Raw genomic sequence first — 24,312 nt, forward strand, 5'->3', positions numbered from 1 at the left:
CTTCAAGCGAAGCATGCCCTCGGACTTGATCCGAGGGTGGACTTCCGGTTCGCATGAAGAAAACGCGTCAAATACAGATATAAGAGAGCAAACGGGCGACTTCGGGCGGGGTTGAGATGGCAAAGTTCGACGTCGATCTGTTCGTCATCGGTGGTGGTTCGGGCGGCGTTCGCGCCGCCCGCATCGCTGCTGGCCATGGCGCAAAGGTCATGGTTGCCGAAGAATACCGGATGGGCGGCACCTGCGTGATCCGCGGCTGCGTGCCGAAAAAGCTGTTCGTGCTCGGCTCGCATGTCCGCCACGAGATCGAGGACGCAAAAGGCTTCGGCTGGACCATTCCCGAATTCTCCTTTGATTGGCCGACGCTGGTCGCCAACAAGGATAAGGAGATCGCCCGCCTCGAAGGCATCTACGCCGCCAATGTCGAGAAATCAGGCGCGAGCATCGTCAAGACGCGCGCGGTGCTGGAAGACGCCCACACGCTGCGCCTGTTGACCGGCGAAACGGTCACCGCAAAATACATCCTGATCGCGACCGGCGGCGCGCCCAACCATGGGCGGGAGATCCCCGGCATCGAGCACGTGATTTCCTCCAACGAGGCGTTTCACCTCACGGAATTGCCGAAGCGCATCGTGATCCAGGGCGGCGGCTATATCGCGCTGGAATTCGCCGGCATCTTTGCCGGCTTCGGCTCCGACGTGACCGTGATCTATCGCGGCGACAATATTCTGCGCGGTTTCGATGAGGACGTCCGCAAGCACGTGCGCGCCGAGATGGAGAAGCAGGGGATTACGATCATCACCGGCTGCACCATCGATAAAGTGGACAAGCACGGCAACGAATACACCACGCATCTATCCAGCGGTTCGAGCGTCGCCTCGGAGAAGGTGATGTTCGCGATCGGCCGCCACCCGAACGTCGCCAATCTCGGGCTCGAGAAGGCCGGCGTCGCCATCAACCCAGCCAATGGCGGCATTGCCGTCGACGAGTGGTCGAAGACGTCGGTCGACAACATCTATGCGATCGGCGACGTCACCCATCGCCTCAATCTGACGCCGGTCGCGATCCGAGAGGGCCATGCCTTCGCCGACACCGTGTTCGGCAAGCGGCCGGTAGCAGTCGACCACGCCACCATTCCGACGGCGGTGTTCTCGCAGCCCGAGGTCGGCACCGTCGGCCTGACCGAAGCGCAGGCACGCGCGCAAGTGAGCCATGTCGACATCTACAAGGCCGATTTCCGTCCGATAAAGGCTACGATGTCCGGCCGCGACACCCGCGTGCTGATGAAGCTCGTGGTCGACGGCACGACGGATCGCGTGCTGGGCTGTCACATCGTCGGCGACACCGCCGCCGAGATCGTCCAGGCGGTCGCGATTGCAGTAAAGATGAAAGCCACCAAGGCCGATTTCGACGCGACGATCGCGCTGCATCCGACGGCGGCCGAAGAATTGGTAACGATGCGGACGCCGACGGCACGGTATGTGCGGCAGGCGGCGGAGTAGGTTTCGCAACATCCGCCGCATTCTGATAACGACGTCATTCAGTATTCAAGAACAGAGGTAGGCGAATAATGATTGAGCAGATCGGTATCGTAGGCGCAGGCACGATGGGCAACGGGATCGCGCAGGTGTGTGCGGCGGCGGGCCTTCCGGTGGTCATGACCGATATTTCCGATGCAGCGCTTACCCGCGGCATGTCTGTGGTCGCCAACAGCCTGGAGCGCCTCGTCAACAAGCAGAAGATGACTGACGCCGACCGGCAGGCGGCGCTGGCGCGCATTACGACGACCACGGACACGGCGAAGTTTTCCACCTGCGATCTCGTGATCGAGGCGGCGACCGAGAATGAGGACCTGAAGATGAAAATCCTGAAGGACCTTTGCCCAAAACTGCGGCCGCAGGCGCTGCTCGCGACCAACACGTCCTCGATCTCGATCACGAAACTCGCGGCGGCGACCGACCGGCCGGACCGCTTCATCGGCATGCACTTCTTCAATCCGGTGCCGCTGATGGCGCTGTTGGAATTGATCCGGGGTTTGCAGACCTCCGACGATACCCATGCCAAGGCGGAAGCCTTTGCAAAGCGGATCGGCAAGGTCTCGATCACGGCAAAGAACAGCCCGGGTTTTGCGGTCAACCGCATCCTCTGCCCGATGATCAACGAGGCGATCTTTGCGCTGCAGGAGGGGCTGGCGACCGCGGAAGACCTCGACGCCGGCATGAAGCTCGGCTGCAACCATCCGATCGGCCCGCTGGCGCTCGCCGACATGATCGGCCTCGACACCATGCTGTCGGTGATGGAGGTGTTCTACCAGGGCTTCAACGATCCGAAATACCGCCCCGCGCCGCTCTTGAAGGAAATGGTCGCCGCCGGTCATCTCGGCCGCAAGACCGGGCAGGGGTTTTATAGTTACGGGAAGTAGGGGAGCGACAGCATCTAGGATGGGTATCGCTTCCGCCTTCGCTGGCGACCTACGGCGGACAAGTCGCTCCACCCATCCGACGAAGTCATTTCGGATTCGGATCGGCAAGACCCTTCGCCGGATTCTCGAATTTGCCTTCACGCGCCAGCCTCACCGCATTCCCCAGCGCGCGTGCCGCGTTGCGCACCTCCTCCTGAAATTCCCGGTCCTCGTCGAGTGCCTGGTGCGAGGTGGCGTAGGGCTCCATGTAGCCGATGTAGCCCTCGGCTTCGGCGGTGCGGCCAGCCGAGATTAACGACATGTCGGTTAGCCAGTCTGAAAGCGAGCGGCGCAGCGTCTCCGTGCCCGCGCTGTCACCGTGCACGACGAGGCCGAAATGCCGGCCGGCCAGATGGCGCGGATAGGACCATCCCTTCAGTTCGAGCGCCTTGGCCTGGTCGGCATGCTTGCCGTGCGTCGAGGTCGGATCGGGATTGCCGCCATCGGCGCAGACCAGGCGATCCATCATCGCCTTCAGCGGCGTCGGCGCGTGATACCAGTTCACCGGCGCCACGATCAGGATGCCGTGCGCGGCCACCCAGAGCGGATAAATTTCGTTCATCCAGTCGTCGGTCTGGCCGAGCGAATAGTTCGGATAGCAACTGCAGGGCCAGTGGCAGAGCGGCATCGCGGTGGCGACGCAGGATTTGCAGGGATGAATCTGCCGGCCATATTCCGACGTTAGCCGCGAGAGATCCAGAATGTCGACCGCACATCCCATTTCGACCAGCACCGGCTCGGCGAGCTTGACCAGCCGCCACGTCTTGGACGCCTCGCCGGGGCAGGTATGCTCGCTTCGCGCCGAGCCGTTGATGACGAGGATGCGCGGCTGCGCAGCGGTATCGTCGTGGCGCCGCTGCGCTTCGAGAATAGCCTCGCGTGCGGCCAGCCAGTCCACCGCGATTTCGTACTCGGGATCGGCGAAGCCCGCGCCCGCCTTGCGCGTCAGCGGGGCTTTGCGGGAATGACTATAGGCGTCCCATGCCGCCGCGACGACGGCGTCGAGCTCGCGATGCAGCGGCTGGAAGACCGGATCGACAAAGCGGCCGCGATAGCGCCTCTCGAATTCCTCGCGCGGCAATTTGACGGGCGGCATTTCCTTGCGAACATCCGGCGCCGCCATGGATCGATCCTTTCGCGCGATGATGGCTGCCGTGTCAACGTTGCAGCCGGAGCGGCGGTTCCGGGGGCTGGCCGGAGCATCTAGTCCGGACGCCACATGTCGAACAGTTCCGCGGCGCTGACCAGCTCGATCTGCTCGTTGAACCGCGTCCGGTACATAGTCATCAGCGCATCATGGCCGGTGTCCGAGGAACTACACAGCGCATCCTGCACGATGACGACGCGAAAGCCGAGATCGACCGCGCCGAGCACCGTAGCAAGCACGCAGACATCAGTCTCCGCGCCTGACACCACCACTGTGCCGACATGCCGCTCGACCAGCAGATGACCGAGCCGCGATCCGAAGAACGCCGAATAGGCGGGCTTGTCGACGACCAGAGCCGGCGGTGAATATCGTGCTAGCGCCGGCACGATGTCGAGCGCGCCGGGCGCGAGATCGCCGCGCGTCGCGCGCTCCCATTTGGTGAAGTAGACGCGCCACTGGCCGCGACGGTCTTCCGGCCGCTCGGGTGTAATGAAGCGCGTGAATACCGTCCGCTCCCGATATCGTGCGGCGATCTGCGAGATCACCGGCAATACCTTTTCCATCCATGGAGTTTCCCACACGCCGCCCCTGGCGAAGATGTTCTGCATATCGATGCACAGATGTGCGGCGTCGCGAATTCCTTCCATGAGTGGCCTCTCGCCTCATTGAGAAGGCTAATTCGGAAAATGGGAGCTGGTTTCAACAGCCGGCCGGGAACGTCCGGCCGTGCCAGGTGCGCGTAACGTCGCGACCGAGGCTCGGCGGCGGAGGGTGAACGGAACTCCCGCCTTTGTGCCACGTTGCATTCATGGTTGATGACGCGTGGACGGAAAGGCCATGGCTTACTTTTCCAGAGGATATGACGCGGTCGAGCGGAGCGGCAAGATACTGGCGGATGTCGTATGTGCCCTGCTCCTGTTGGGCTTCGCAATTGCGTACTTCGGCTGGCTAGGCGGCGCGGTTGCGTTTCTCATCGTTGAAGGCGGGCTGCTGGCGGTCGAATACGTCTTGCCCGGCGACGACGGTGATGCGGCCGCCGTGGTGAGGTGAGCGCCGGCCGCCACGCGCATGCGCGGTCTCAACGCCGATGGCCGTCCCTGTGTAGAGGGTATTATTCATGCCCGTGAAGGTCGATGCCGACGATCTGACAGCAACGGTGCGCTACGCGTTGGAGACCACGCGCGCCACGGCAGCATGCCCTTTCCATTGGGATGTGATTGTTCGCGTCGGCGATGACGCCGCTGAGAGTCATGCTTTCGAGCGCGCAAGAAAAATTGTCAGGAGCGATGGCACCCATTGGCCGGTGCAAGCTGTCAGGAGCGAGTTCGCGCGTCAGCTTGGCGAGGCCGCGGACGGCCAATGTCCCCGGTGCGCGGGCTGATCGCAAGTTACGCGCGGACCTCCGCCTGGATCCATTCCGCGGCCCCGCGCCACAGCGTGTCGCGATGCTCGGGCCGGAAAAATCCCATATGCCCGATCTTGCTCACGCCAGTATCCGCAGGCCTCACCGTGATGATCTCAGGCGCAGTCGAGGTAAATCCCGAACACAACAATTCGACCGCCGGCGGCGTTGCCCAGGGATCGTCGGACATGCAGAGTGCACGCAGCGCGCCCTGGTATTTCGGGAAATTCTGCACGGCTTCGAGCCTGGCATCGTCGAACAGATAGCGCGGGCTCATCACCCAGCCGACCCATTGCAAAAATGCATCCTTCGGCAGATCCATGCCGAGGCCGGCCTTGCCGGGCATGTAGCCGAGCGCGCGGGTCAACGGAGCGCCGAAAAAATTGAGCAGGGCATAGACGCGGTAGCGCTCCGGCGCCGTCATCAGTTTCCAGTAGCCGGCTTGCGCGGCGATCAGGAGTGCACGCGAAATCTCCGAATTGTTCGGCAACAGGCCGAGCGCCTGGCCGCCGAACGAATGCCCGACATAGGCGAAGGGCAGCGCCTTGTAACGCTCCCGCATCCAGGCGACCGCCGCGGTGATGTCCTGGGCTGCCCAGTCCGACATCGAGGCCTTGAAGCCGACCAGCGATTTTGGCCTGATGGAGCCGGTTAGCGCCTGCGGCCTCGAGTCGCCGGTGCCGCGAGTCGTAGGTCAGAACCGCGCAGCCGCGGTGGGCGAGGTAACTGGCAAAGCCCCGGTAGAGCTTGCGGGGAACGGCGGTCGCTGAATTGACCAGGACCGCATGGCGTTTGGCCCCGCGGGGCAGAAACAGCGTCGCGGCAAGGGGATATCCATCCGTCGCGGGCATCGTGATGTCGTCGCTAAATATGTCGTCCAGCCCCGGCTCGGCCACCGTGTTCTCCTGCCAGCTTTGCGAGCGGCCATAACAAATGCGAATTCGGATTTCGCCGCAAGAGCTTGTCAGGACTACCGGAAATCTAACTGGCGGTCGGCCCGCGGCCTGTGTATAACCCGGCCTTCGTAACCTTCGACCCGGCTCAGCCGCGAGGCTTCGCCTTGGTCTTCCCGACTTTGGTCGCGCCGAAGTTTTAACGAAGGCGGATAAGTTGCGGTTTTTGCTCAGGAGTTAACGTCATGTCCGAGCGGTGGACGCCCGATAGCTGGCGCACCAAGCCGGTGCTGCAGGTCCCCGATTATCCCGATGCCAAGGCATTGGCCGACGTCGAGGCGCAGCTTGCGACGTTTCCGCCGCTGGTGTTCGCCGGCGAGGCCCGTAACCTGAGGAAGGCGCTCGCCCGCGTCGCGGCCGGCGAGGCCTTCCTGCTGCAGGGCGGCGATTGCGCCGAGAGCTTTGCCGAGCACGGCGCCAACAACATCCGCGACTTCTTCCGCGTGCTGCTGCAGATGGCCGTGGTCCTGACCTATGCCGGCGCGCTGCCGGTAGTGAAGGTCGGCCGCATCGCCGGGCAGTTCGCAAAGCCGCGCTCGTCGAACATGGAAAAGGTTGGCGGCGTCGAGCTACCGAGCTACCGCGGCGACATCATCAACGATATCGCCTTCACCCCGGAAGCGCGCATCCCCGATCCGCAGCGCCAGTTGATGGCGTACCGGCAGTCGGCGGCGACGCTGAACCTGCTCCGCGCATTCGCGACCGGCGGCTTCGCCAATCTCGGCAGCGTGCACCAGTGGATGCTGGGCTTCCTCAAGGACTCCCCGCAGTCACGCCGGTACAAGGAACTGGCGGATCGAATTTCCGACGCGCTGAACTTTATGCGCGCCTGTGGGCTGGATCTCGAAAGCCATCCCGAACTGCGCGCCACCGATTTCTACACGAGCCACGAGGCGCTGCTGCTCGGCTACGAGCAGGCGCTGACCCGGGTGGATTCCACCACCGGCGACTGGTACGCGACGTCAGGCCACATGATCTGGATCGGCGACCGCACCCGCCAGCTCGACCACGGCCATGTCGAATATTTCCGCGGCATCAAGAACCCGATCGGCCTGAAATGCGGCCCCTCGCTGAAGCCGGATGAGTTGCTCAAGCTGATCGACATCCTCAATCCCGACAACGAGCCGGGACGGCTGACGCTGATCAACCGTTTCGGCTCCGACAAGGTCGGCGATCATCTCGCGCCGCTGATCCGCGCCGTGCAGCGGGAAGGGCGGGTTGTGGTCTGGTCTTGCGATCCCATGCACGGCAACACCATTACCTCGACATCAGGCTACAAGACCCGTCCGTTTGACCGGGTGCTCTCGGAGGTGAAGTCGTTCTTCGCGATCCACGCCGCCGAAGGCACCCATGCCGGCGGCGTGCATCTGGAGATGACCGGACAGGACGTCACCGAATGCATCGGCGGCGCGCGCGCCATCACCGACGAGGACCTCAACGACCGCTACCACACGGTCTGCGATCCCCGCCTCAACGCCGAACAGTCGATCGATATGGCTTTCCTGATTGCCGAACTGCTGAAGCAGGAACGCGCCGGGAAAGCTCAGCCGATGCCGGCCGCAGCGGGACTTTGATTTGCTGCGACTCTGGCGGGCCACGATCAACACGCGTAACGGCCTCGCTTTTGCGATCCGCTCGGAGCAGGCCGTCCGCGAGGAACTGTTCGCATTGGCGCTGTCGGTACCGCTGGCCTGGCTGATCGGTGCGACCACGATGCGCCGCGTGGAACTGGTCGCGGCCGTCGCCTTTGTCCTGGTGGTCGAGCTGCTCAACACCGCGATCGAAAAGCTCGCCGACCGCCTGACCACCGATCACGATCCGAAGATCGGCCAGGTCAAGGATATGGGGTCGGCGGCGGTCGGCGTGGCGCTGTTGATGGCCGGCCTGTTCTGGCTGTTCGCCCTCGCGGAACGCATGGGCGCTATTTAGATATGCGGTGCTGATCAGGATCAGAACCGCATATCTAAGTTTTTGTTTTGACGCGTTTTCTTCGCGCGAACCGGTATCCCTTCGCTCGAAAACGCTATCAAAGCGAGCAATTGCAGTTTGCTCTTGTGCAAGGCACCATCGCTCCCATGACCGACACCTTTACGATCACCCTGGCGCAGTTGAACCCGACGGTCGGCGACGTGCCAGGCAACGCCGCCAAGGCCCGCGCGGCGCGCGACAAGGCTGCGGCCGATGGCGCCGACCTCCTGCTGCTGCCCGAATTGTTCATCTGCGGCTATCCGCCGGAAGACCTGGTACTGAAGCCAGCCTTTCAGGCCGCCTGCCGCGCCGCGGTCGAAGAGCTGGCGCGCGAAACCGCGGGCGGGGGACCGGCTGTTCTAATCGGCACGCCGTGGGTCGAGGACGGCAAGCTCTATAACGCCTGCGCGCTGCTCGATCAGGGCCGCATCGCCGCGTTGCGCTTCAAGGCGAACCTGCCGAACTACGGCGTGTTCGATGAAAAGCGGCTGTTCACGCGCGGTCCGGCCGCCGGGCCGGTGACGGTCCGCGGCATCCGCGTCGGCGTCCCCATCTGCGAGGACATCTGGCTCGAAGAGTCCGAGGAATACGAGAACGTCGTCGAGTGCCTCGCCGAGACCGGCGCGGAAATTCTCGTGGTGCCTAACGGCTCGCCCTACGCGCGCGACAAGAACGACCTCCGGCTGTCGATTGCGGTCGCCCGCGTCACCGAGAGCGGGCTGCCGCTGGTCTATCTCAACCAGATCGGCGGACAGGACGAACTGGTGTTCGATGGCGCGTCGTTCGCGCTCAACGACGACCTCTCGGTGGCGGCGCAACTGCCCGCGTTCGAAGAAAGCATCGTCACGCTGACCTGGACCAAGGGCACCGAGGGCTGGCGCTGCTCGGGCCCCGTAATGCCGCTGCTCGAAGGCGACAAGGGCGATTACGCCGCTTGCGTGCTGGGCCTGCGCGACTACGTCCGCAAGAACGGCTTTCCGGGCGTCTTGCTCGGCATCTCCGGCGGCATCGATTCCGCGCTGTGCGCGGCCATCGCGGTTGATGCGCTCGGCGCGGATCAGGTCCGCGGCGTGATGCTGCCGTTCCGTTTTACTGCGCAGGTGTCGCTCGACGATGCCGCAAAACTCGCCAAAGCACTCGGCATCCGCTACGAGGTGTTGCCGATTGCCGATGCGGTGAACGGCTTCGAGAAAATCCTCTCCGGACCATTTGCCGGGCTGCCGCGCGATATCACCGAAGAGAATTTGCAGGCGCGCACCCGCGGCACGCTCTTGATGGCCATTTCCAACAAGACCGGCGCGATGGTGGTGACGACAGGCAACAAGTCGGAAATGTCGGTCGGCTACGCCACGCTCTATGGCGACATGAACGGCGGCTTCAATCCGATCAAGGACATCTACAAGACCGAAGTGTTCCGGCTATCGAGTCTGCGCAACGAGTGGAAGCCGGACGGCGCGCTCGGGCCGTCGGGCAGGGTGATCCCGGTCAACATCATCACGCGCCCGCCGACGGCGGAGCTGCGCGAGAACCAGACCGACCAGGATTCACTGCCGCCCTACGAGATGCTGGACGGCATACTGGAGCGTCTGGTCGAGCGCGAGGAGCCGCTGGCCACGATCATCGCGGCCGGTTTCCCGGCTGAAATGGTGACGCGGATCGATCGCCTGCTCAACATCGCCGAATACAAGCGGCGGCAGGCTGCGCCCGGCGTCAAGGTGACCGAAAAGAACTTTGGCCGCGACCGCCGCTATCCCATCACCAACCGCTTCCGCGACAACGGCAAGGCGCTGCCCGCGCCCGACGAAAAACTGGTCGCCCGCGCCGGCCGCGCCTCGGCGGATGCGTTCGAAGGGTAGGGCGTTTCGCCTACTGCTTCGGCGGGATGAAGGTCGGGCCGACGGTGCGGATCGGCTTGTCCTTGTCGTTGGTCGGGGCCGCCGTATCAGCCGGAGCCGTCGCCGGTGCAGGCGCGGCGGCGGTGGTGCCTGCGGGCGCGGCGCCCTTCTTGGGCGGCGGCGCGCCTTTCGCCTGCCCGCGCTGCTGCATCCGCCTCGCACTTTCCTCGGTGACGATGATGTCGCCCTGCTGTTCGACCGCCGCCCTGTCGTCGACGGACTTCAGCGCTTCGGACCAGGTCTGGCCCGCAGGCTTGCAGGAGCAGGATGCGTTGAACTCGGTGCGGAATTTGAACGCGTTGGGCAGCGATGAATATGGCTGGCCGTTGATCGAGACCGCCTGGTTGATGTCTTCGCCGGGATTGCGGTAGGCGAACAGGTTCGCCTCCGCCGCCGGGCACAGCGCCTTGCAGGTCCGCTCATCGTCCTGGAAGCGGGCCTGCACGGTAGCGAACGAGACCGGGAAATAGGCGCCGTCGCAGGTGCGGACGCAGACGGTGCGATAGGTGCCGGATGGCGCGCCGAGATCGGCGCTCGGCGGCGGCAGCGTGTTGTTGTTGTTGCCGAACAGGCTGTCGATGAAGTTGCCAGGGCCGCGCGCGGCAGCGGCATATTGCGGGCCGCAATTGTTCTGCGCGAGCGCCACCAGCACCGAGCGGCGCTGGTTTTCGCGGTCAGCGCCGCCGATGCCGCCGCTGCGCAGGCGCTCCAGGCTGGTGGTGATCTGGTCGAGATTGGCGCGCATCTGCTGAATCTGGTTGTTCACCGGGCCGCACTGGGCGGAACGACCGTTGAACAGCGAGAAGAAGCCCGAGCTGTCGCAGCCCATGCGCTTGGCTTGCAGCGTGACCCGGTCGAACTCGGCCTGCTGCTTGGACTCGGCTTCCTGATAGCGGCGGATCTGTTCATCCTTGGCGGGGTCACCGGTGCCCGCGCCGCGGTCGATCGTCGCCAATTGTCCTTCGAGCCGGATGCAGATCGGATTGGCCTGCGCGCCCTGTTGGGGCGGGGCATCCTGGTTCATCTGCGCCATGGCGTCTTGGTTCGTCTGCGCCAAAGCGGGTGCGTCCGGGGCGGCGATGCCGAGCAGGATGGCGCAGGTCAAAATTCGAAGGGAGAGGGAAGCGTTGCGAATTTTCAGCATATCCGGCCATTGAGAGCTGATCCGCGCGGCTCAAAAAGCCTGATGACGCGGCCAAGGCGGCGTTCTGCGGCCAAGGCCGCATCCAATAGCTGCTTCTCGGGGCAGCGTCACGTCGTTTCCGGGGCGCGGGTGTGGCAAACCGGCCCTTAAAATCGCAGGATTAGGTCGGTTTAGCGCTGGCAGGTAATGGCGACGTATTCGCCGCACGCCGGGCCTGAGCACTTGTTGCCGCCGCCGATCGGAACCGCGCTGGTGACCTCGTCGGGCTCGACGCGACGATAGGCGGTGGCCTGCGCAAATTCCCGTGACTGACAATAGGAGCGGGCGGCGTGGGCGCCACATTTGTCGCCTCTGGCGAGGCACTCGTCCACGCCGTAACCATCGGCCTGGTTGGCCACGATGAAGACGCGGCTGTCGGCGGCAGCGGCCGAGGCGGCGAGCAGGAAGGCACAGGCAATGAGTGCGGAGTAAAGTCGCATGGATGGCACCGGCGGCGGGAAGAGACCGCCCTCAGAAATAGGCCCAAAGTGTTAATAATGATTAACCATGAGGGCCGAGGGCGGCTGCGAATGGCGGGGTTCGGCGGCCTGATCGCCCCCAAATCGGGCACAAGCAAGGCCTTGACGCCGTGCGTGCGATACCGCAATGGTTGGAACCATGAACGGTCTCCTCGCCATCTGCGCCATTTGCCGCGAGATTATTAGCTAGCGATTCGCTGGCTGAGGCCGTCTTTTCTCAAAAATGAGATCACTGGACGCCCGGCCGGCAGCGCACCGGCTCTCGCATTCGCATGTTCTTGCGGCGAATGGGGTTGCGAATGCGAGAGCAGGTGCGCTGCAAGAAACTAAAAGTTTAGTGCCGCCTGCGATTTGAAGTTCCTGGTCGATCTCGCTGCTACCCCTGCAGGAACTTCAAATCGCCCGCGGCACTGGGATGGGTACGCCATGGAATTGCGTCTCTACGATACGTTGACCAAGGAGAAGCGGCCGTTTGTGCCGCTCGATGCCGATAACGTTCGCATGTATGCCTGCGGACCGACGGTCTATGACTTCGCCCATATCGGTAATGGCCGCGCGGCGATCGTGTTCGACGTGCTGTTTCGCGTGCTGCGCCATCGCTACGGCGCCGATCACGTGACCTATGTCCGCAACATCACCGACGTCGACGACAAGATCAATGTGCGCGCCGCGCGCGACTATCCCGGCGTGCCGCTGAACGAGGCGATCCGCAAAGTCACCGAAGAAACCTATCGGCAATACCAGGACGACGTCACCGCGCTCGGCTGCTTGGCTCCGACGGTGCAGCCGCGCGCGACCGAGCACATCCCGGAGATGCGAGCGATCATCGAAAAGCTGGTCGCCGGCGGCTTTGCCTATGTCGCCGAAGATCACGTGCTGTTTTCGCCGCAGGCGATGAACGAAGCCAATTCCGTGATGCCGCGCTACGGCGCGCTTTCAAAACGCTCGCTCGACGAGATGATCGCCGGCGCCCGCGTCGATGTTGCTCCCTATAAGCGCGATAATACCGACTTCGTGTTGTGGAAGCCGTCGAAGCCGGGCGAGCCGTCATGGCCGTCGCCATCAGGTATCAAGGTGGAAGGCCGCCCCGGCTGGCACATCGAATGCTCGGCGATGGCCTGGAAGCATCTCGGCGAGAAGTTCGACATTCATGGCGGCGGCATCGATCTGGTGTTTCCGCACCATGAGAACGAGCTCGCGCAGACCTGCTGCGCGTTTCATTCCGATCGCATGGCGAATGTCTGGATGCACAACGGCTTCCTGCAGATCGAGAGCGAGAAGATGTCGAAATCGCTCGGCAACTTCTTCACGATCCGGGAATTGCTGGCCGATTGGCCGGGCGAGGTGCTGCGATTGAGCATGCTCAAGACGCATTATCGTTCACCGCTCGACTGGACCCCGAAGGGTGCGGAAGAGAGCGCGAAGACGCTCGACGATTGGTATGCGATCGCAGCCGATGCCGTCGCCAGCGAGCCGTCGCCGGCGATGATCGAGGCGCTCTATGACGACCTCAACACAGCGCTGGCGATGGCTGTCCTGCACAGCCTGCGCAACGCGGCGGCGTCCGGCGGCGCGCGGGAACGCGGCGAGTTTGCGGCCTCGCTCCGCCTGCTCGGCTTCCTCTCGATGAGCGCTGCGGAGTGGAAGGGGCGGAAGGAGCAGGCGAGCGGCATAGATGCAGAACGCGTCGACCGCCTGATTGCGGAGCGCGCGGCGGCGCGCGCGCGGAAGGACTTCAAGGAATCCGACCGTATCCGCGATGAGCTCGCCGCCATGGGCGTTGCCATCAAGGACGGCAAGGATGCCGATGGTAAGCCCGTGACCACCTGGGAGATTGCGTGATGAAGCCCGACACGCCTTTCCCGAAACACTGGCTCTATTATATCGCACTGAAGGTCGCGCTGATTGCCGCCGCCGTGGCGCTGGCGACGAAGCTGTACGGATTATGGTAGCGACGATGGGACAGGCATTGCCAAAACCCGGCTTGCGGCCGTTTTTGCCGGCGGATGTTCCAATGCTGGCGGCGATCTTCGTTGCCGCCATCGAGGGGTTGACCGGCGACGATTATAGCGAGGCGCAGCAGGAAGCCTGGGCGCAGGCGGCCGACGACGAAGCCGCGTTCGGCAAGAAGCTCGCCGGGCAGTTGACGCTGATCGCGACCATCCAGAACGCGCCGGTCGGCTTCGCCTCGCTGAGGGGCGCTGACCATATCGATATGCTCTACGTGCATCCGAGCGTAGCCGGGCAGGGCGTGGCCTCGATGCTGGTCGATGCGCTGGAGAAGCTGGCGGGCGCGCGCGGCGCGAAAACCCTGATGGTCGATGCCAGCGATACAGCCGAGCCGTTGTTCAGAAAGCGCGGCTATACCGCGAAGCAGCGCAATACCGTCTCGCTCAACGGCGAATGGCTCGCCAACACTACGATGCAGAAGACGCTGGCGACAAGCGCCGCGCCGGGAGCGCCGACATGAGCCGCGAACGTCTCTATCTGTTCGACACCACGCTGCGCGACGGCGCGCAGACCAACGGCGTGGATTTCACGCTGCACGACAAGCAGATCATCGCGCAGATGCTCGATGAACTCGGCATCGACTACGTTGAAGGCGGTTATCCCGGCGCCAATCCGACCGACACCGAATTCTTCGCCGAAAAGCCGCAACTCGAACATGCCAAATTCACCGCGTTCGGCATGACGCGCCGTCCCGGCCGTTCCAACTCGAACGATCCGGGGCTGGCCGCGCTGATCGAGGCCAAGGCCGATGCGATCTGCTTCGTCGCAAAGTCCTCGGCCTATCAGGTGCGGGTGGCGCTCGAGACCACCAACGAGGAAAACCTCGCCTCGATCTGCGACAGCGTGGCTGCTGCGAAGGCCGCCGGGCGCGAGGTGATGGTCGACTGCGAGCACTTCTTCGACGGCTACAAGGAGAATGCCGATTTCGCGCTCGCCTGCGCCAAGGCAGCCTATGATTCCGGGGCGCGCTGGGTGGTGCTGTGCGATACCAATGGCGGCACCATGCCGCACGAGATCGAGACCATCGTCGGCGCTGTCACCAAGCACATCCCGGGCAGCCATGTCGGCATCCACGCCCATAACGACACCGAGCAGGCGGTGGCCAATTCGTTGGCCGCGGTGCGCGCGGGTGCGCGGCAGATCCAGGGCACGCTGAACGGGCTCGGCGAACGCTGCGGCAATGCCAACCTCTGTTCGCTGATCCCAACGCTGCGGCTGAAGAACGAGTTCTCCGACGCGTTGGAAATCGGCGTCACGGACGAGAAGATGGCGACGCTGATGAAGGTGTCGCGCACGTTGGATGACATGCTCAACCGCGCCCCGAACCGCCACGCGGCATATGTCGGCGAAAGCGCCTTCGTGACCAAGGCCGGCATCCATGCCTCTGCGATGATGAAGGATCCGCACAGTTATGAGCACGTTTTGCCGGAAGCGGTCGGTAACCATCGCAAGGTGCTGGTGTCCGACCAAGCCGGCCGCTCGAACGTCATGGCCGAACTCGACCGCGCCGGCATCGCCTATGACAAGAGCGATCCGAAGCTGGCGCGCCTGGTCGATGAACTGAAGGAGCGGGAAGCGGCCGGCTATGCCTATGAGTCCGCCGATGCTTCGTTCGATCTGCTGGCGCGGCGCACGCTCGGCCGGGTGCCGGAATATTTCAAGGTCGAGCAGTTCGACGTCAATGTCGAGCAGCGCTACAATGCCAACGGCCAGCGCGTCACGGTGGCGCTCGCTGTGGTGAAGGTCGATGTCGCCGGTGAACGCCTGATCTCGGCGGCGGAAGGCAACGGCCCCGTCAACGCGCTCGACGTCGCCTTGCGCAAGGATCTCGGCAAGTACCAGAAGTACATCGAGGGGCTGAAGCTGATCGACTACCGCGTGCGTATCCTCAATGGCGGCACGGAAGCGGTGACGCGAGTTTTGATCGAGAGCGAGGATGAAAACGGCGATAGCTGGATCACAGTCGGCGTCTCGCCCAATATCATCGACGCCTCATTCCAGGCGCTGATGGATTCGGTGGTCTACAAGCTGGTGAAGTCAGGCGCGCCGGCGTGAGGTGCGCGATGACGGTGTAACCGCCGTCATTGCGAGGAGCGCAGCGACGAAGCAATCCATCCCGCCGCGAAGAAAGTATGGATTGCTTCGCTTCGCTCGCAATGATGGGAGAGGCCAGAGGTAACTCCATGATCGATCATATCTCCGTCGGCGTCAGCGACCTCGAACGTTCAGCGCGCTTCTATGAAGCAACCCTCGCAGCCCTCGGCCTCTCACGGCTCGTCACCCGTCCCGCAACCATCGGCTTCGGCAAAACCTACCCCGAATTCTGGATCAACCTGCGCGCCGGCATGGCGTCGGTCGCGCCCGAAAGCGGCACCCATATTTGCCTTCGCGCGAAAACAACTGATGATGTCGATGCGTTTCACGCAGAAGCGCTGAAGTCCGGCGGCCGTTCCGACGGCGCGCCGGGCATTCGGCCGCATGATCGCGTCAAATATTACGCCGCCTTTGTCATCGACCCCGATGGCAACCGCATCGAAGCGGTAACGTTTCCGAGCGAGTGAGCCGAGGAGGCCTAAAGCCTCCGCGCCACTTCCGGCGCAAGCTTCTTTGTCGCCGCCGGCGTACGGGCGGCGTGGGCACTCAGGCGCGGCAGGATGTCTTCCACGCGGTCGGCTATCAGCACGTCAATTGGGAACGCCGGGCGGATAAATTCGGTCGCGCGCATATGCGCGAGCAGCGAGAGCAGCGGTTCCCAGAAGCCGTCGATGTTGGCGAGCAGCACCGGCTTGGAGTGGCGGCCGAGTTGCTGCCAGGTCATCTGCTCGACCAGTTCTTCCAGCGTGCCGATGCCGCCGGGCAGCGCCACGAAGGCGTCCGAGCGTTCGAACATCAGCCGTTTGCGCTCGTGCATGTCAGGCGTGACGATCATCTCCTGGACACGCGACAGCGCAAGTTCACGCGATTTCAAAAAATCCGGGATGATGCCGGTGACGAGGCCGCCATGATCCAGGGTGGACTTGGCGATCTCGCCCATCAGCCCGACCGATCCGCCGCCATAGACGAGGCGGATACTGTTCTCGGCAAAAGTTTTTCCCAGGGCTTGGGCAGCTTCCACAAAACGGGGATTGGAGCCGGCGCCGGAGCCGCAATAGACACAGACAGTTTTGATTTGATCCATGGAGACCATGTGGCACTGCACCCAGAAAACCTCAAGTCTGATTGATTTCGCTGATGCAGCAGAAATAGGCCCGAAATCAAACCAAACGGGGGAAAGATTTATCTTTCAAGGCTGTACGGGAGAGTTAAACGCTTTATATGACGGGCCTATGCAGATCATCAGAAACCATCTGACGGCGGTCGGTGCGCCATCTTGCGTTGGGCGCGACAGCGATGGCTGATTCTGATTCGCACACCGATATCGCCCAACTGCCGGCCGACAACGCTCCCGAAAAGGCGACCCTGATCGGGACGCTGGTTCACCTGTGGCCCTATATCTGGCCCGGCGACCGCGCGGACCTGAAAATGCGCGTCATCTGGTCGATGGTGCTGTTGCTCGCGGCGAAGCTCGCGACGCTGACGGTGCCGTTCACCTTCAAATGGGCGATCGATGCGCTCAACGGCATGGGCACGGCACCGGTCGAGGCCTCGAACTGGATGCTGTGGCTGATCGCCTCGCCACTGCTGATGACCGCGAGCTACGGCGCGGTGCGGGTGCTTATGGCGGTGCTGACGCAGTTTCGCGACGGCATCTTCGCCCGCGTCGCCATGCATGCGGTACGCAAACTCGCCTACATCACCTTCGTTCACATGCACGAATTGTCGCTGCGCTTTCATCTGGAGCGCAAGACCGGCGGCCTGACGCGTGTCCTGGAGCGCGGCCGCACCGGCATCGAGGTGATCGTGCGGATGGTGATCCTGCAACTGATCCCCACCATCGTCGAGGTGTCGCTATTGATGGCCGTGCTGCTGTGGCAGTTCGACTGGCGCTACGTTCTGGTCACCGCGGTCACGGTCGTGATCTACATGTACTACACCTACATCGCGACCGAATGGCGGATCGAAATCCGCCGCAAGATGAACGATTCCGACACCGAAGCGAACACCAAGGCGATCGATTCGCTGCTCAATTACGAGACGGTGAAGTATTTCAGCGCCGAGACGCGCGAGGCCGAACGCTACGATCGTTCGATGGAGCGCTACGAGCACAACAGCGTCAAGACCTATACCTCGCTCGCGGTGCTCAACACCGGGCAGGCGGTCATCTTCACCATCGGCCTCACCGCGACCATGCTGATGTGTGCGCTCGGCGTGCGCAACGGCACCAACACGGTCGGCGACTTCGTCATGGTCAACGCCATGATGATCCAGCTCTACCAGCCCCTGAACTTCATGGGCATGGTCTATCGCGAGATCAAGCAGGCGATCATCGACATCGAGAAGATGTTCAACGTGCTGTCGCGCAATCCGGAGATCAAGGACATCGAGGGCGCCGCGCCGCTCGTGGTCAGCGCCGGCAATGTGCGCTTCGAGGACGTGCGCTTTGCCTATGATCCGGAGCGGTCGATCCTCAAAGGCCTCAGCTTCGAGGTGCCCGCCGGCAAGACGGTCGCGATCGTCGGTCCCTCAGGCGCCGGCAAGTCGACGATTTCACGGCTGCTGTTCCGCCTCTACGACGTCTCCAGCGGCAAAATCCTGATCGACGGCCAGGATATCAGAAACGTCACGCAGGCGAGCCTGCGCGCCTCGATCGGCATGGTGCCGCAGGATACCGTGCTGTTCAACGACACCATCCGCTATAACATCCGCTACGGCCGCTGGGACGCCGGCGATGCCGAGGTGGAAGAGGCGGCGCAACTGGCGCAGATCGACAGCTTCATTCGCAACTCGCCCAAGGGCTACGAAACCCAGGTCGGCGAACGCGGCCTGAAACTGTCGGGCGGCGAGAAGCAGCGCGTGGCGATCGCGCGCACGGTCTTGAAGGCGCCGCCGATCCTTGTCCTCGATGAGGCCACTTCCGCGCTCGACAGCCACACCGAGCACGAAATCCAGGAAGCGCTGGAGCGCGTCTCGCGCGGCCGCACCTCGCTGGTGATTGCCCACCGGCTGTCGACGATCGTTGGCGCCGATGAAATTATCGTGCTGGATCAAGGGCGCATCGCCGAGCGCGGCACCCATGTCGGGCTTTTGGCAGCCGGCGGGCTTTATGCCAGCATGTGGAATAGGCAGCGCGAAGCCGAGGCGGCGCGGGAGAAGCTCGCGCAGATCGACGACGGCAACGAAGCGCCGAACCGCGCCCCGCCGCCGGTCGATGATCCGCTCAATGAGCCGGCCGGCGATCAGCCAAAATCCAAAGATCCCTTGGCAACCGCCGCGGAATAATCCAAATACGCCGCTACTTCCAAAGGCAGGAAGCTGGCCAGACAACAGTGAGCCTCAATGTCGATTGCGAACTCCATCCGCGCGCAGATCCCGCCGATCCACTCGGAGGGCTATCCGTTCATCGGCGGCTTTGCGCTGGTCAGCCTGATCCTGTTCTGGCTCTGGACGCCGCTGGGTTGGATCGGCACCATCCTGACCGTCTGGTGCGCGCTGTTCTTCCGCGATCCGGTCCGCGTGACGCCGGTGCGCGACGGCATCGTGGTGTCGCCGGCCGATGGCCGCGTCTCGATGGTTGCTCAGGTGCTGCCGCCGGCCGAACTCGGCCTCGGCGATAGGCCCTTGCCGCGCATTTCGATCTTCATGAGCGTGTTCAACTGCCACGTGAACCGCAGCCCGGTGACCGGCCGGATTGACCGTATCGCCTACCGGCCCGGCACCTTCATCAATGCCGAGCTCGACAAGGCCAGCGAAGACAATGAGCGCAATTCGCTGGTGATCTCGACCACGAACGGCCGCATCGGCGTGGTCCAGATCGCCGGATTGGTAGCGCGGCGGATTGTCTCATTCGTGCGCGAAGGCCAGTCGATCGGCGCCGGCGAGCGGTTCGGCCTGATCCGTTTCGGCTCGCGTCTGGACGTCTATCTGCCCGAAGGCACGAGATCGCTGGTTTCGGAAGGCCAGACGGCGATTGCCGGCGAGACGATTTTGGCCGATTTCGGCTCGACCGAGCAGGGCCGGACTTTTCGCGCCGATTAACCAATTCGGCGCCTAAATGGCTAGGCGGCTGCCAATGGCAAACCGGGCCGGCGCTTGCTATATAATGGCTGGCATGCTGATCCCGGACCCCAAATACCCTGAACTGCGCCGCCGCCGGTTTCGCCCGATCCCGGTGCGGATGCTGGTGCCCAACGTCATCACCTTGCTCGCGATCTGCGCCGGGCTGACGGCGATCCGCCTGTCGATCGAAGGGCGGATGGAGCTCGCGGTCGCGGCGATCGTATTCGCGGCGGTGCTTGACGGGGTCGACGGGCGCGTGGCGCGCATGATCAAGGGCCAGTCGAAATTCGGCGCCGAGCTCGACAGCCTGGCGGATTTCGTCAATTTCGGCGTCGCGCCCGGCCTGATGCTGTATTTCTGGCAGCTCCAGGAATTGAACAATGGCGGCTGGATCGCCGCGATGGTGTTTGCGATCGCGGGCGGCCTGCGGCTTGCGCGCTTCAACGCCAGCATCGACGATCCGAACAAGCCTGCCTTTGCTGCGAACTATTTCACCGGCGTGCCGGCGCCGGCCGGCGCGATCCTTGCGATGCTGCCGTTCTATCTGGCGTTTCTCGGCGTCCCCAAGCCGCCGGCAATGCTGACCGCGGCCTATACGTTGCTGATCGCGTTCCTGATGGTGTCGCGGCTGCCGGTATTTTCCGGCAAGACGGTGAAGATGCGCGTGCCGCCGGAAATGGTGTTGCCGGTCTTCGTCTCCGTGGTGTTCTTCGTCGCGCTTCTTATCGGCTACCCCTGGCACATCCTCTCGATCGGCTCGGTGCTCTACCTCGTGAGCCTGCCCTGGGGCTGGAAATCCTATCGCGATCATGAGCGCAACGCCGCCCTTGCCGCACAGCCGGCTCCGACGGCTGAAACCACGGCGTCATCTCCGGCGACATTCTCGCCGACCCCCAGCGAAACCGAGGACGAACGGCCGGCGCGGCTGAACTGAGCGTCCTCGCCACTCTCCGATATGGCTGCCATGAGCGCTGCCGAGTTGGGTTCTCCTCCAATCTCGGCTATAGGGCTTAGCGAACTACGGCCTCAAAGAGCCGGGCCGAAAAAATCAGGAGAGAACGCCGTGAACAAAGCCGTTACCGCCCCGCTGCCTGCTTCCGTCCTCGAGGCGCTGGCGCGCTACGACACCCCGACGATCTGCAATGCGATGGAGATCGTGGCGCCGGAGCGCCGCCTGATCGGCTACACCACCAAGCCGCTGGTCTGTCCGTTCCCCGATCTGCCGCCGATGGTCGGCTACGCCCGCACGGTGACGATCCGCTCGGTGCTCAAATCCACGCTTCCCGCCGATGAGCAGGCGAAGCGCCGCATCGCCTATTACGAATATGTCGGCACCGGCTTCGGCCCGCGCATCACCGTGATCCAGGATATCGATGGCGCCGATGTCGGCTATGGCGCGTTCTGGGGCGAGGTGCAGAGCAACGTGCACAAGGCGCTCGGCTGCCTAGGCGTTATCACCGACGGCTCGATCCGCGACATCCCGCAATGGGCGCCGGGCTTCCAGGCCTTGGCCGGTTCGATCGGACCGTCGCATGCCTGGGTCCATGCCGAACATTGGGGCGGCGAGGTGCGCGTCGCCGGCATGACGGTGCATTCGGACGATCTGATCCACGCCGACCAGCACGGCGCCATCGTGATCCCCATCGACATCGCGGCAAAGATTCCGGAGGCCGCCGAACTCTGCGGCCGGCGCGAGACGCCGATCCTAGAGATCGCGCGCAGCCCGGACTTCACGCTGGAAAAACTGAAAGAGGCGCTGAAGCGCTCGGCGGAGATTCACTGACGAAAAGTCGGATCTAACAAACGGGCGAGGGGGAGCGCTATGAGACGGTTCTGGGCGGTACTGTCATTATCGTTCCTTCTCGGTGTCGTAGCCGTGCAGGCACAAACCTATCCCTCGCGGCCGATCACGCTGATCGTGCCGTTCCCGCCGGGCGGATCGACCGATACCGCCGCGCGGATCATGGGCGAGCGGATGCGGGCAACGCTCGGGCAGTCGGTCGTGATCGAAAATGTCGGCGGCGCCGGCGGTAGCATTGGCGTCGGTCGCGTCGCCCGCGCTGCGCCTGACGGCTATACCTTCGACATCGGCCAGTGGGACACCCATGTCGGCAGCATCATCTACAAGCTCGACTACGATCTCGAAAAGGATTTTGAGCCGATCGCGCTGGTCTCGAACAATCCGCAGCTCATGGTCGCCAAGAAAGACCTGCCGGCGAACACACTGGCCGAACTCGTGGCGTGGATGAAGGAAAACCCCGGCAAGATCAATTTCGTCAACCAGAATGCGGCGGCGAACGTCACCGGCGTCTTGTTCGAGAACCTGACCAAGCAGAAGGTACAGTTCATTCCCTATCGCGGTGCCGGGCCTGCGATGACCGATCTCGTCTCGGGCACGGTCGATCTCTTGGTGGTGCAGGGCGCGGTGGCGCTGCCGCAAATCCGCGCCGGCAAGATCAAGGCGCTTGCCAACCTTTCGCCGACGCGCTCGGCCTCAATGCCGGATATTCCGACCGCGGACGAGAGCGGCGTGCCCGGTCTCTATATGTCCGGTTGGTTCGGCTTCTGGGCGCCGAAGGGCACGCCGAAGGAGATCATCGCCAAGCTCAACGCGGCGACAACGGAGGCGTTGGCCGACCCCGCGATCCAGAAGCGCTTTACCGAACTCGGCCTCGACGTCGCGCCGCGCGCGCAGCAGACGCCGGAAGCATTGGCCGCCTTCCAGAAGGCCGAGATCGAAAAATGGTGGCCGATCATCAAGTCAGCCGGCATCGGCACCCAGGCGCAGTGACGACGAGAGAATGCCAGCTGCGTGCCGGCGCATTATGGTTAGCGAATCCTTGCGACCGTGTGGCCGCCGCCCCGCATTTTTACGATCCCTGTTCGAGTTTAACCTTTACGGCTCTTTAATTGCGCGGTCGTAGGGTTCCTCTGCGCCAGCTCCGAATGGAGCGCGCGACCGGTCAGGATGTCCGGTAATTTGCGTACGCGTTGGAGTTCAGAATGGATATCACCACGCTTGTTGGCCTGATCGTCGGCACTATTGTACTGTCGACGCTGATCTTGATGGGCGGTGACTTCCGGATGTTCTACGACATCCATGCCGTCATCATCATCTTCGGCGGTTCGTTCGCCGCAACCCTGATCCGCTTTCCGCTTAGCGCAATCCTGCACGGCATGCCGCTCGGCGCGAAATTCGCCTTCACCATGAGCCGGCTCTCGGCGCGCGACCTGGTCGACGAACTGGCACGTATCGCGGAAATCGCACGCAAGCAGGGCCCGGTCGGACTGGAAAAGGTCGAGACCGACGAGCCGTTTCTCGCCAAGGGCATCCGCTACGTCGCCGACGGCTACGACCTCGAGTTCATCCGCGACAACATGGAGCGCGATCGCGACAACTTTCTGATGCATCTGAACGAGGGTTCGAAGATCTATCGGGCCATCGGCGACTGCGCGCCGGCATTCGGCATGATCGGCACGCTGCTCGGCATGGTGCAGATGTTCTCGAACATGTCGGATCCCTCGAAGCTCGGTCCCTTTATGGCAGTGGCCTTGCTGGCAACACTTTACGGTGCGCTGGTGGCGAACCTGATCTGCCTGCCGATCGCCGACAAGCTGCATGGCAAGCTGATCGACGAGGAAACCAACCGCACGCTGATCATCGACGGCATCCTGATGATCCGCGATTCCAAGAGCCCGGCCTTGGTGCGTGAAATGCTGTTGGCCTATCTGCCCGAAAAGCACCGCCACGAGGAAGGCGAACTGGTTCCGGCCTGATCGGCTGATAGCATCAAGGCACGGACATAAAGCATGGCCAAGAAAAAACGCGAAGAGGCGCATGGCGGTCACGGCTGGTTCGTGACGTTCGCCGATCTGATGGCGTTGTTGCTGTCGTTCTTCGTGATGCTGGTTGCGTTCTCCAGCCAGGACCAGCAAAAGCTCAAGATCGTCGCCGGCTCGATGCGCGAGGCTTTTGGCGTGCAGACCGAGTCCCGGCATTCGGGAATCGTCGAATCCGACGGCCTGCCGACGCGGCCGAAGCTGAAGAACGTCGAGCATATTCCGCCCGAGGATGCCTCCAATACCCCGACGCCCGACGACAAGGACCGTCAGCGCGAAAACGGCGCCCGCTTGAAAGTCGATCGCGAGTTCGCGCTCGCCGCGGCATCGTTGCGCCAGGCGCTGCAGGACATGCCGGAATTGACCGAAATGTCCAAGAACATCATGTTCGAGGAAACCAAAGAGGGGCTCAATCTGGAAATCGTCGACCAGGATGGCCGCTCGATGTTCGCCGACGGCTCCAAGGTGCCGTACGACCGCACCCGCCGGCTGATCCAGAAACTGGCCGTGCCGCTGAAGGCGACGCCGCTGCGGCTCAACATTGTCGGCCACACCTCTGCCGGTTTCCTGCCGTCACGCGGCGAATATGGCGCCTTCGATCTGTCGGCGGACCGCGCCAATGCCGTGCGCCAGATCCTCGAACGCGAAGGACTGCCCGCATCTCACATCTACGCCGTCGGCGGCAAGGCCGACAGCCAGCCGCTGTTTCCCGACGATCCGACGCTGCCGGCAAACCGTCGCGTTACCATCACGTTGATGCGCGAAAATCCACCGCTTCCGCCTAACCTGAAGCCGTAATACGGTTCGACTACCATAAT

At 63.2% G+C, this 24,312-nt stretch carries 23 protein-coding genes and 1 pseudogene; 18 read left to right on the forward strand and 6 right to left on the reverse strand.

Features of this window, described 5'->3' with window-relative positions; all coding sequences use genetic code 11:
* Positions 1-116 precede the first annotated feature (116 nt).
* On the forward strand, positions 117-1,502 hold the full coding sequence (gene gor / locus V1290_RS32820) for a glutathione-disulfide reductase (RefSeq protein ID WP_334368186.1): 1,386 nt from the start codon (positions 117-119) through the stop codon (positions 1,500-1,502).
* Between the two features lie 68 nt (positions 1,503-1,570).
* Positions 1,571-2,422, forward strand: coding sequence for a 3-hydroxybutyryl-CoA dehydrogenase (locus tag V1290_RS32825; RefSeq protein ID WP_334368187.1), 852 nt, complete (start codon positions 1,571-1,573; stop codon positions 2,420-2,422).
* Positions 2,423-2,507: 85 nt separating this feature from the next.
* Here the strand turns inward: V1290_RS32825 and V1290_RS32830 are convergent, their stop codons facing one another.
* Both V1290_RS32830 and V1290_RS32835 read right to left on the reverse strand, forming a co-directional pair.
* Complete coding sequence (locus tag V1290_RS32830; protein ID WP_334368188.1) at positions 2,508-3,584, reverse strand: flavodoxin family protein; 1,077 nt, start codon at positions 3,582-3,584, stop codon at positions 2,508-2,510.
* 80 nt (positions 3,585-3,664) lie between these two features.
* Entirely contained in the window at positions 3,665-4,255 is a 591-nt protein-coding gene (locus V1290_RS32835; RefSeq protein ID WP_334368189.1) for a cysteine hydrolase family protein, read from the reverse strand.
* A gap of 190 nt (positions 4,256-4,445) precedes the next feature.
* Here V1290_RS32835 and V1290_RS32840 point away from each other — a divergent pair, with 190 nt between their 5' ends.
* Together V1290_RS32840 and V1290_RS32845 are read left to right on the forward strand one after the other, a co-directional pair.
* Positions 4,446-4,658 carry a hypothetical protein gene (locus V1290_RS32840; RefSeq protein ID WP_334368191.1) on the forward strand — a complete coding sequence of 71 codons (213 nt, stop codon included), beginning with the start codon at positions 4,446-4,448 and terminating at the stop codon, positions 4,656-4,658.
* 67 nt (positions 4,659-4,725) lie between these two features.
* Complete coding sequence (locus V1290_RS32845; RefSeq protein WP_334368192.1) at positions 4,726-4,989, forward strand: hypothetical protein; 264 nt, start codon at positions 4,726-4,728, stop codon at positions 4,987-4,989.
* Between the two features lie 7 nt (positions 4,990-4,996).
* Here V1290_RS32845 and V1290_RS32850 read toward each other — a convergent pair.
* Positions 4,997-5,861 (reverse strand): annotated as a pseudogene (locus V1290_RS32850) (alpha/beta hydrolase family protein).
* Positions 5,862-6,148: 287 nt separating this feature from the next.
* Here V1290_RS32850 and V1290_RS32855 point away from each other — a divergent pair.
* From V1290_RS32855 to V1290_RS32865, 3 genes are all read left to right on the forward strand, one after another.
* On the forward strand, positions 6,149-7,537 hold the full coding sequence (locus V1290_RS32855) for a class II 3-deoxy-7-phosphoheptulonate synthase (protein WP_334368193.1): 1,389 nt from the start codon (positions 6,149-6,151) through the stop codon (positions 7,535-7,537).
* A gap of 1 nt (position 7,538) precedes the next feature.
* Positions 7,539-7,892, forward strand: coding sequence for a diacylglycerol kinase (locus V1290_RS32860; RefSeq protein WP_334368194.1), 354 nt, complete (start codon positions 7,539-7,541; stop codon positions 7,890-7,892).
* Positions 7,893-8,038: 146 nt separating this feature from the next.
* The gene (locus V1290_RS32865; protein ID WP_334368195.1) at positions 8,039-9,787 is read left to right on the forward strand and encodes an NAD+ synthase; all 1,749 of its coding nucleotides are present in this window, start codon (positions 8,039-8,041) and stop codon (positions 9,785-9,787) included.
* Positions 9,788-9,797: 10 nt separating this feature from the next.
* Here the strand turns inward: V1290_RS32865 and V1290_RS32870 are convergent, their stop codons facing one another.
* Both V1290_RS32870 and V1290_RS32875 read right to left on the reverse strand, forming a co-directional pair.
* Complete coding sequence (locus tag V1290_RS32870; protein ID WP_442895031.1) at positions 9,798-10,970, reverse strand: DUF2865 domain-containing protein; 1,173 nt, start codon at positions 10,968-10,970, stop codon at positions 9,798-9,800.
* 170 nt (positions 10,971-11,140) lie between these two features.
* Positions 11,141-11,449 (reverse strand): hypothetical protein, encoded by a 309-nt coding sequence (locus V1290_RS32875; RefSeq protein WP_334368197.1) that lies wholly within the window; start codon positions 11,447-11,449, stop codon positions 11,141-11,143.
* A 465-nt stretch (positions 11,450-11,914) separates the two neighbouring features.
* Here V1290_RS32875 and cysS point away from each other — a divergent pair, with 465 nt between their 5' ends.
* The 4 genes from cysS to V1290_RS32895 all read left to right on the forward strand — a co-directional run bounded on the left by cysS (position 11,915) and on the right by V1290_RS32895 (position 16,059).
* A complete protein-coding gene (gene cysS, locus V1290_RS32880) occupies positions 11,915-13,330 on the forward strand; it encodes a cysteine--tRNA ligase (protein WP_334368198.1) in 1,416 nt (471 codons plus the stop codon).
* Positions 13,331-13,445: 115 nt separating this feature from the next.
* Positions 13,446-13,958: a GNAT family N-acetyltransferase gene (locus V1290_RS32885; RefSeq protein WP_334368199.1), complete on the forward strand. Its 513-nt coding sequence runs from the start codon at positions 13,446-13,448 to the stop codon at positions 13,956-13,958.
* On the forward strand, positions 13,955-15,553 hold the full coding sequence (gene cimA / locus V1290_RS32890) for a citramalate synthase (RefSeq protein ID WP_334368200.1): 1,599 nt from the start codon (positions 13,955-13,957) through the stop codon (positions 15,551-15,553). Before V1290_RS32885 ends, cimA begins: the two co-directional genes overlap by 4 nt.
* A 128-nt stretch (positions 15,554-15,681) precedes the next feature.
* Positions 15,682-16,059, forward strand: a complete 378-nt coding sequence (locus tag V1290_RS32895) for a VOC family protein (protein ID WP_334368201.1) — start codon at positions 15,682-15,684, stop codon at positions 16,057-16,059.
* Positions 16,060-16,070: 11 nt separating this feature from the next.
* On the opposite strand, the gene V1290_RS32900 is transcribed toward V1290_RS32895, so the two are convergent.
* Positions 16,071-16,676: a TIGR00730 family Rossman fold protein gene (locus tag V1290_RS32900; RefSeq protein ID WP_334368202.1), complete on the reverse strand. Its 606-nt coding sequence runs from the start codon at positions 16,674-16,676 to the stop codon at positions 16,071-16,073.
* A 212-nt stretch (positions 16,677-16,888) separates the two neighbouring features.
* On the opposite strand from V1290_RS32900, the gene V1290_RS32905 reads away from it, so the two are divergent.
* The 7 genes from V1290_RS32905 to V1290_RS32935 all read left to right on the forward strand — a co-directional run bounded on the left by V1290_RS32905 (position 16,889) and on the right by V1290_RS32935 (position 24,292).
* The gene (locus V1290_RS32905) at positions 16,889-18,877 is read left to right on the forward strand and encodes an ABCB family ABC transporter ATP-binding protein/permease (protein WP_334368203.1); all 1,989 of its coding nucleotides are present in this window, start codon (positions 16,889-16,891) and stop codon (positions 18,875-18,877) included.
* A gap of 57 nt (positions 18,878-18,934) precedes the next feature.
* Complete coding sequence (locus tag V1290_RS32910) at positions 18,935-19,633, forward strand: phosphatidylserine decarboxylase (RefSeq protein WP_334368204.1); 699 nt, start codon at positions 18,935-18,937, stop codon at positions 19,631-19,633.
* A gap of 64 nt (positions 19,634-19,697) precedes the next feature.
* Positions 19,698-20,588 carry a CDP-alcohol phosphatidyltransferase family protein gene (locus tag V1290_RS32915; RefSeq protein ID WP_334368205.1) on the forward strand — a complete coding sequence of 297 codons (891 nt, stop codon included), beginning with the start codon at positions 19,698-19,700 and terminating at the stop codon, positions 20,586-20,588.
* Between the two features lie 129 nt (positions 20,589-20,717).
* Positions 20,718-21,437, forward strand: a complete 720-nt coding sequence (locus tag V1290_RS32920) for an RraA family protein (RefSeq protein ID WP_065745282.1) — start codon at positions 20,718-20,720, stop codon at positions 21,435-21,437.
* A 39-nt stretch (positions 21,438-21,476) separates the two neighbouring features.
* Positions 21,477-22,445, forward strand: coding sequence for a Bug family tripartite tricarboxylate transporter substrate binding protein (locus V1290_RS32925; protein ID WP_334368206.1), 969 nt, complete (start codon positions 21,477-21,479; stop codon positions 22,443-22,445).
* Between the two features lie 212 nt (positions 22,446-22,657).
* A complete protein-coding gene (locus V1290_RS32930; RefSeq protein ID WP_334368207.1) occupies positions 22,658-23,431 on the forward strand; it encodes a motility protein A in 774 nt (257 codons plus the stop codon).
* A 33-nt stretch (positions 23,432-23,464) separates the two neighbouring features.
* The gene (locus tag V1290_RS32935) at positions 23,465-24,292 is read left to right on the forward strand and encodes an OmpA/MotB family protein (protein WP_028349766.1); all 828 of its coding nucleotides are present in this window, start codon (positions 23,465-23,467) and stop codon (positions 24,290-24,292) included.
* Positions 24,293-24,312: the final 20 nt, after the last annotated feature.

It is taken from the genome of Bradyrhizobium sp. AZCC 1578 (assembly GCF_036924675.1).
GTDB lineage: Bacteria > Pseudomonadota > Alphaproteobacteria > Rhizobiales > Xanthobacteraceae > Bradyrhizobium.

Coding starts and splice junctions, on each gene's coding strand:
- gor (WP_334368186.1), top strand. CDS start 117: ATGGCAAAGTTCGACGTCGATCTGTTCGTCATCGGTGGTGGTTCGGGC.
- V1290_RS32825 (WP_334368187.1), top strand. CDS start 1,571: ATGATTGAGCAGATCGGTATCGTAGGCGCAGGCACGATGGGCAACGGG.
- V1290_RS32830 (WP_334368188.1), bottom strand. CDS start 3,584: ATGGCGGCGCCGGATGTTCGCAAGGAAATGCCGCCCGTCAAATTGCCG.
- V1290_RS32835 (WP_334368189.1), bottom strand. CDS start 4,255: ATGGAAGGAATTCGCGACGCCGCACATCTGTGCATCGATATGCAGAAC.
- V1290_RS32840 (WP_334368191.1), top strand. CDS start 4,446: ATGGCTTACTTTTCCAGAGGATATGACGCGGTCGAGCGGAGCGGCAAG.
- V1290_RS32845 (WP_334368192.1), top strand. CDS start 4,726: ATGCCCGTGAAGGTCGATGCCGACGATCTGACAGCAACGGTGCGCTAC.
- V1290_RS32855 (WP_334368193.1), top strand. CDS start 6,149: ATGTCCGAGCGGTGGACGCCCGATAGCTGGCGCACCAAGCCGGTGCTG.
- V1290_RS32865 (WP_334368195.1), top strand. CDS start 8,039: ATGACCGACACCTTTACGATCACCCTGGCGCAGTTGAACCCGACGGTC.
- V1290_RS32870 (WP_442895031.1), bottom strand. CDS start 10,970: ATGCTGAAAATTCGCAACGCTTCCCTCTCCCTTCGAATTTTGACCTGC.
- V1290_RS32875 (WP_334368197.1), bottom strand. CDS start 11,449: ATGCGACTTTACTCCGCACTCATTGCCTGTGCCTTCCTGCTCGCCGCC.
- cysS (WP_334368198.1), top strand. CDS start 11,915: ATGGAATTGCGTCTCTACGATACGTTGACCAAGGAGAAGCGGCCGTTT.
- V1290_RS32885 (WP_334368199.1), top strand. CDS start 13,446: ATGGGACAGGCATTGCCAAAACCCGGCTTGCGGCCGTTTTTGCCGGCG.
- cimA (WP_334368200.1), top strand. CDS start 13,955: ATGAGCCGCGAACGTCTCTATCTGTTCGACACCACGCTGCGCGACGGC.
- V1290_RS32895 (WP_334368201.1), top strand. CDS start 15,682: ATGATCGATCATATCTCCGTCGGCGTCAGCGACCTCGAACGTTCAGCG.
- V1290_RS32900 (WP_334368202.1), bottom strand. CDS start 16,676: ATGGATCAAATCAAAACTGTCTGTGTCTATTGCGGCTCCGGCGCCGGC.
- V1290_RS32905 (WP_334368203.1), top strand. CDS start 16,889: ATGGCTGATTCTGATTCGCACACCGATATCGCCCAACTGCCGGCCGAC.
- V1290_RS32910 (WP_334368204.1), top strand. CDS start 18,935: ATGTCGATTGCGAACTCCATCCGCGCGCAGATCCCGCCGATCCACTCG.
- V1290_RS32915 (WP_334368205.1), top strand. CDS start 19,698: ATGGCTGGCATGCTGATCCCGGACCCCAAATACCCTGAACTGCGCCGC.
- V1290_RS32925 (WP_334368206.1), top strand. CDS start 21,477: ATGAGACGGTTCTGGGCGGTACTGTCATTATCGTTCCTTCTCGGTGTC.
- V1290_RS32930 (WP_334368207.1), top strand. CDS start 22,658: ATGGATATCACCACGCTTGTTGGCCTGATCGTCGGCACTATTGTACTG.
- V1290_RS32935 (WP_028349766.1), top strand. CDS start 23,465: ATGGCCAAGAAAAAACGCGAAGAGGCGCATGGCGGTCACGGCTGGTTC.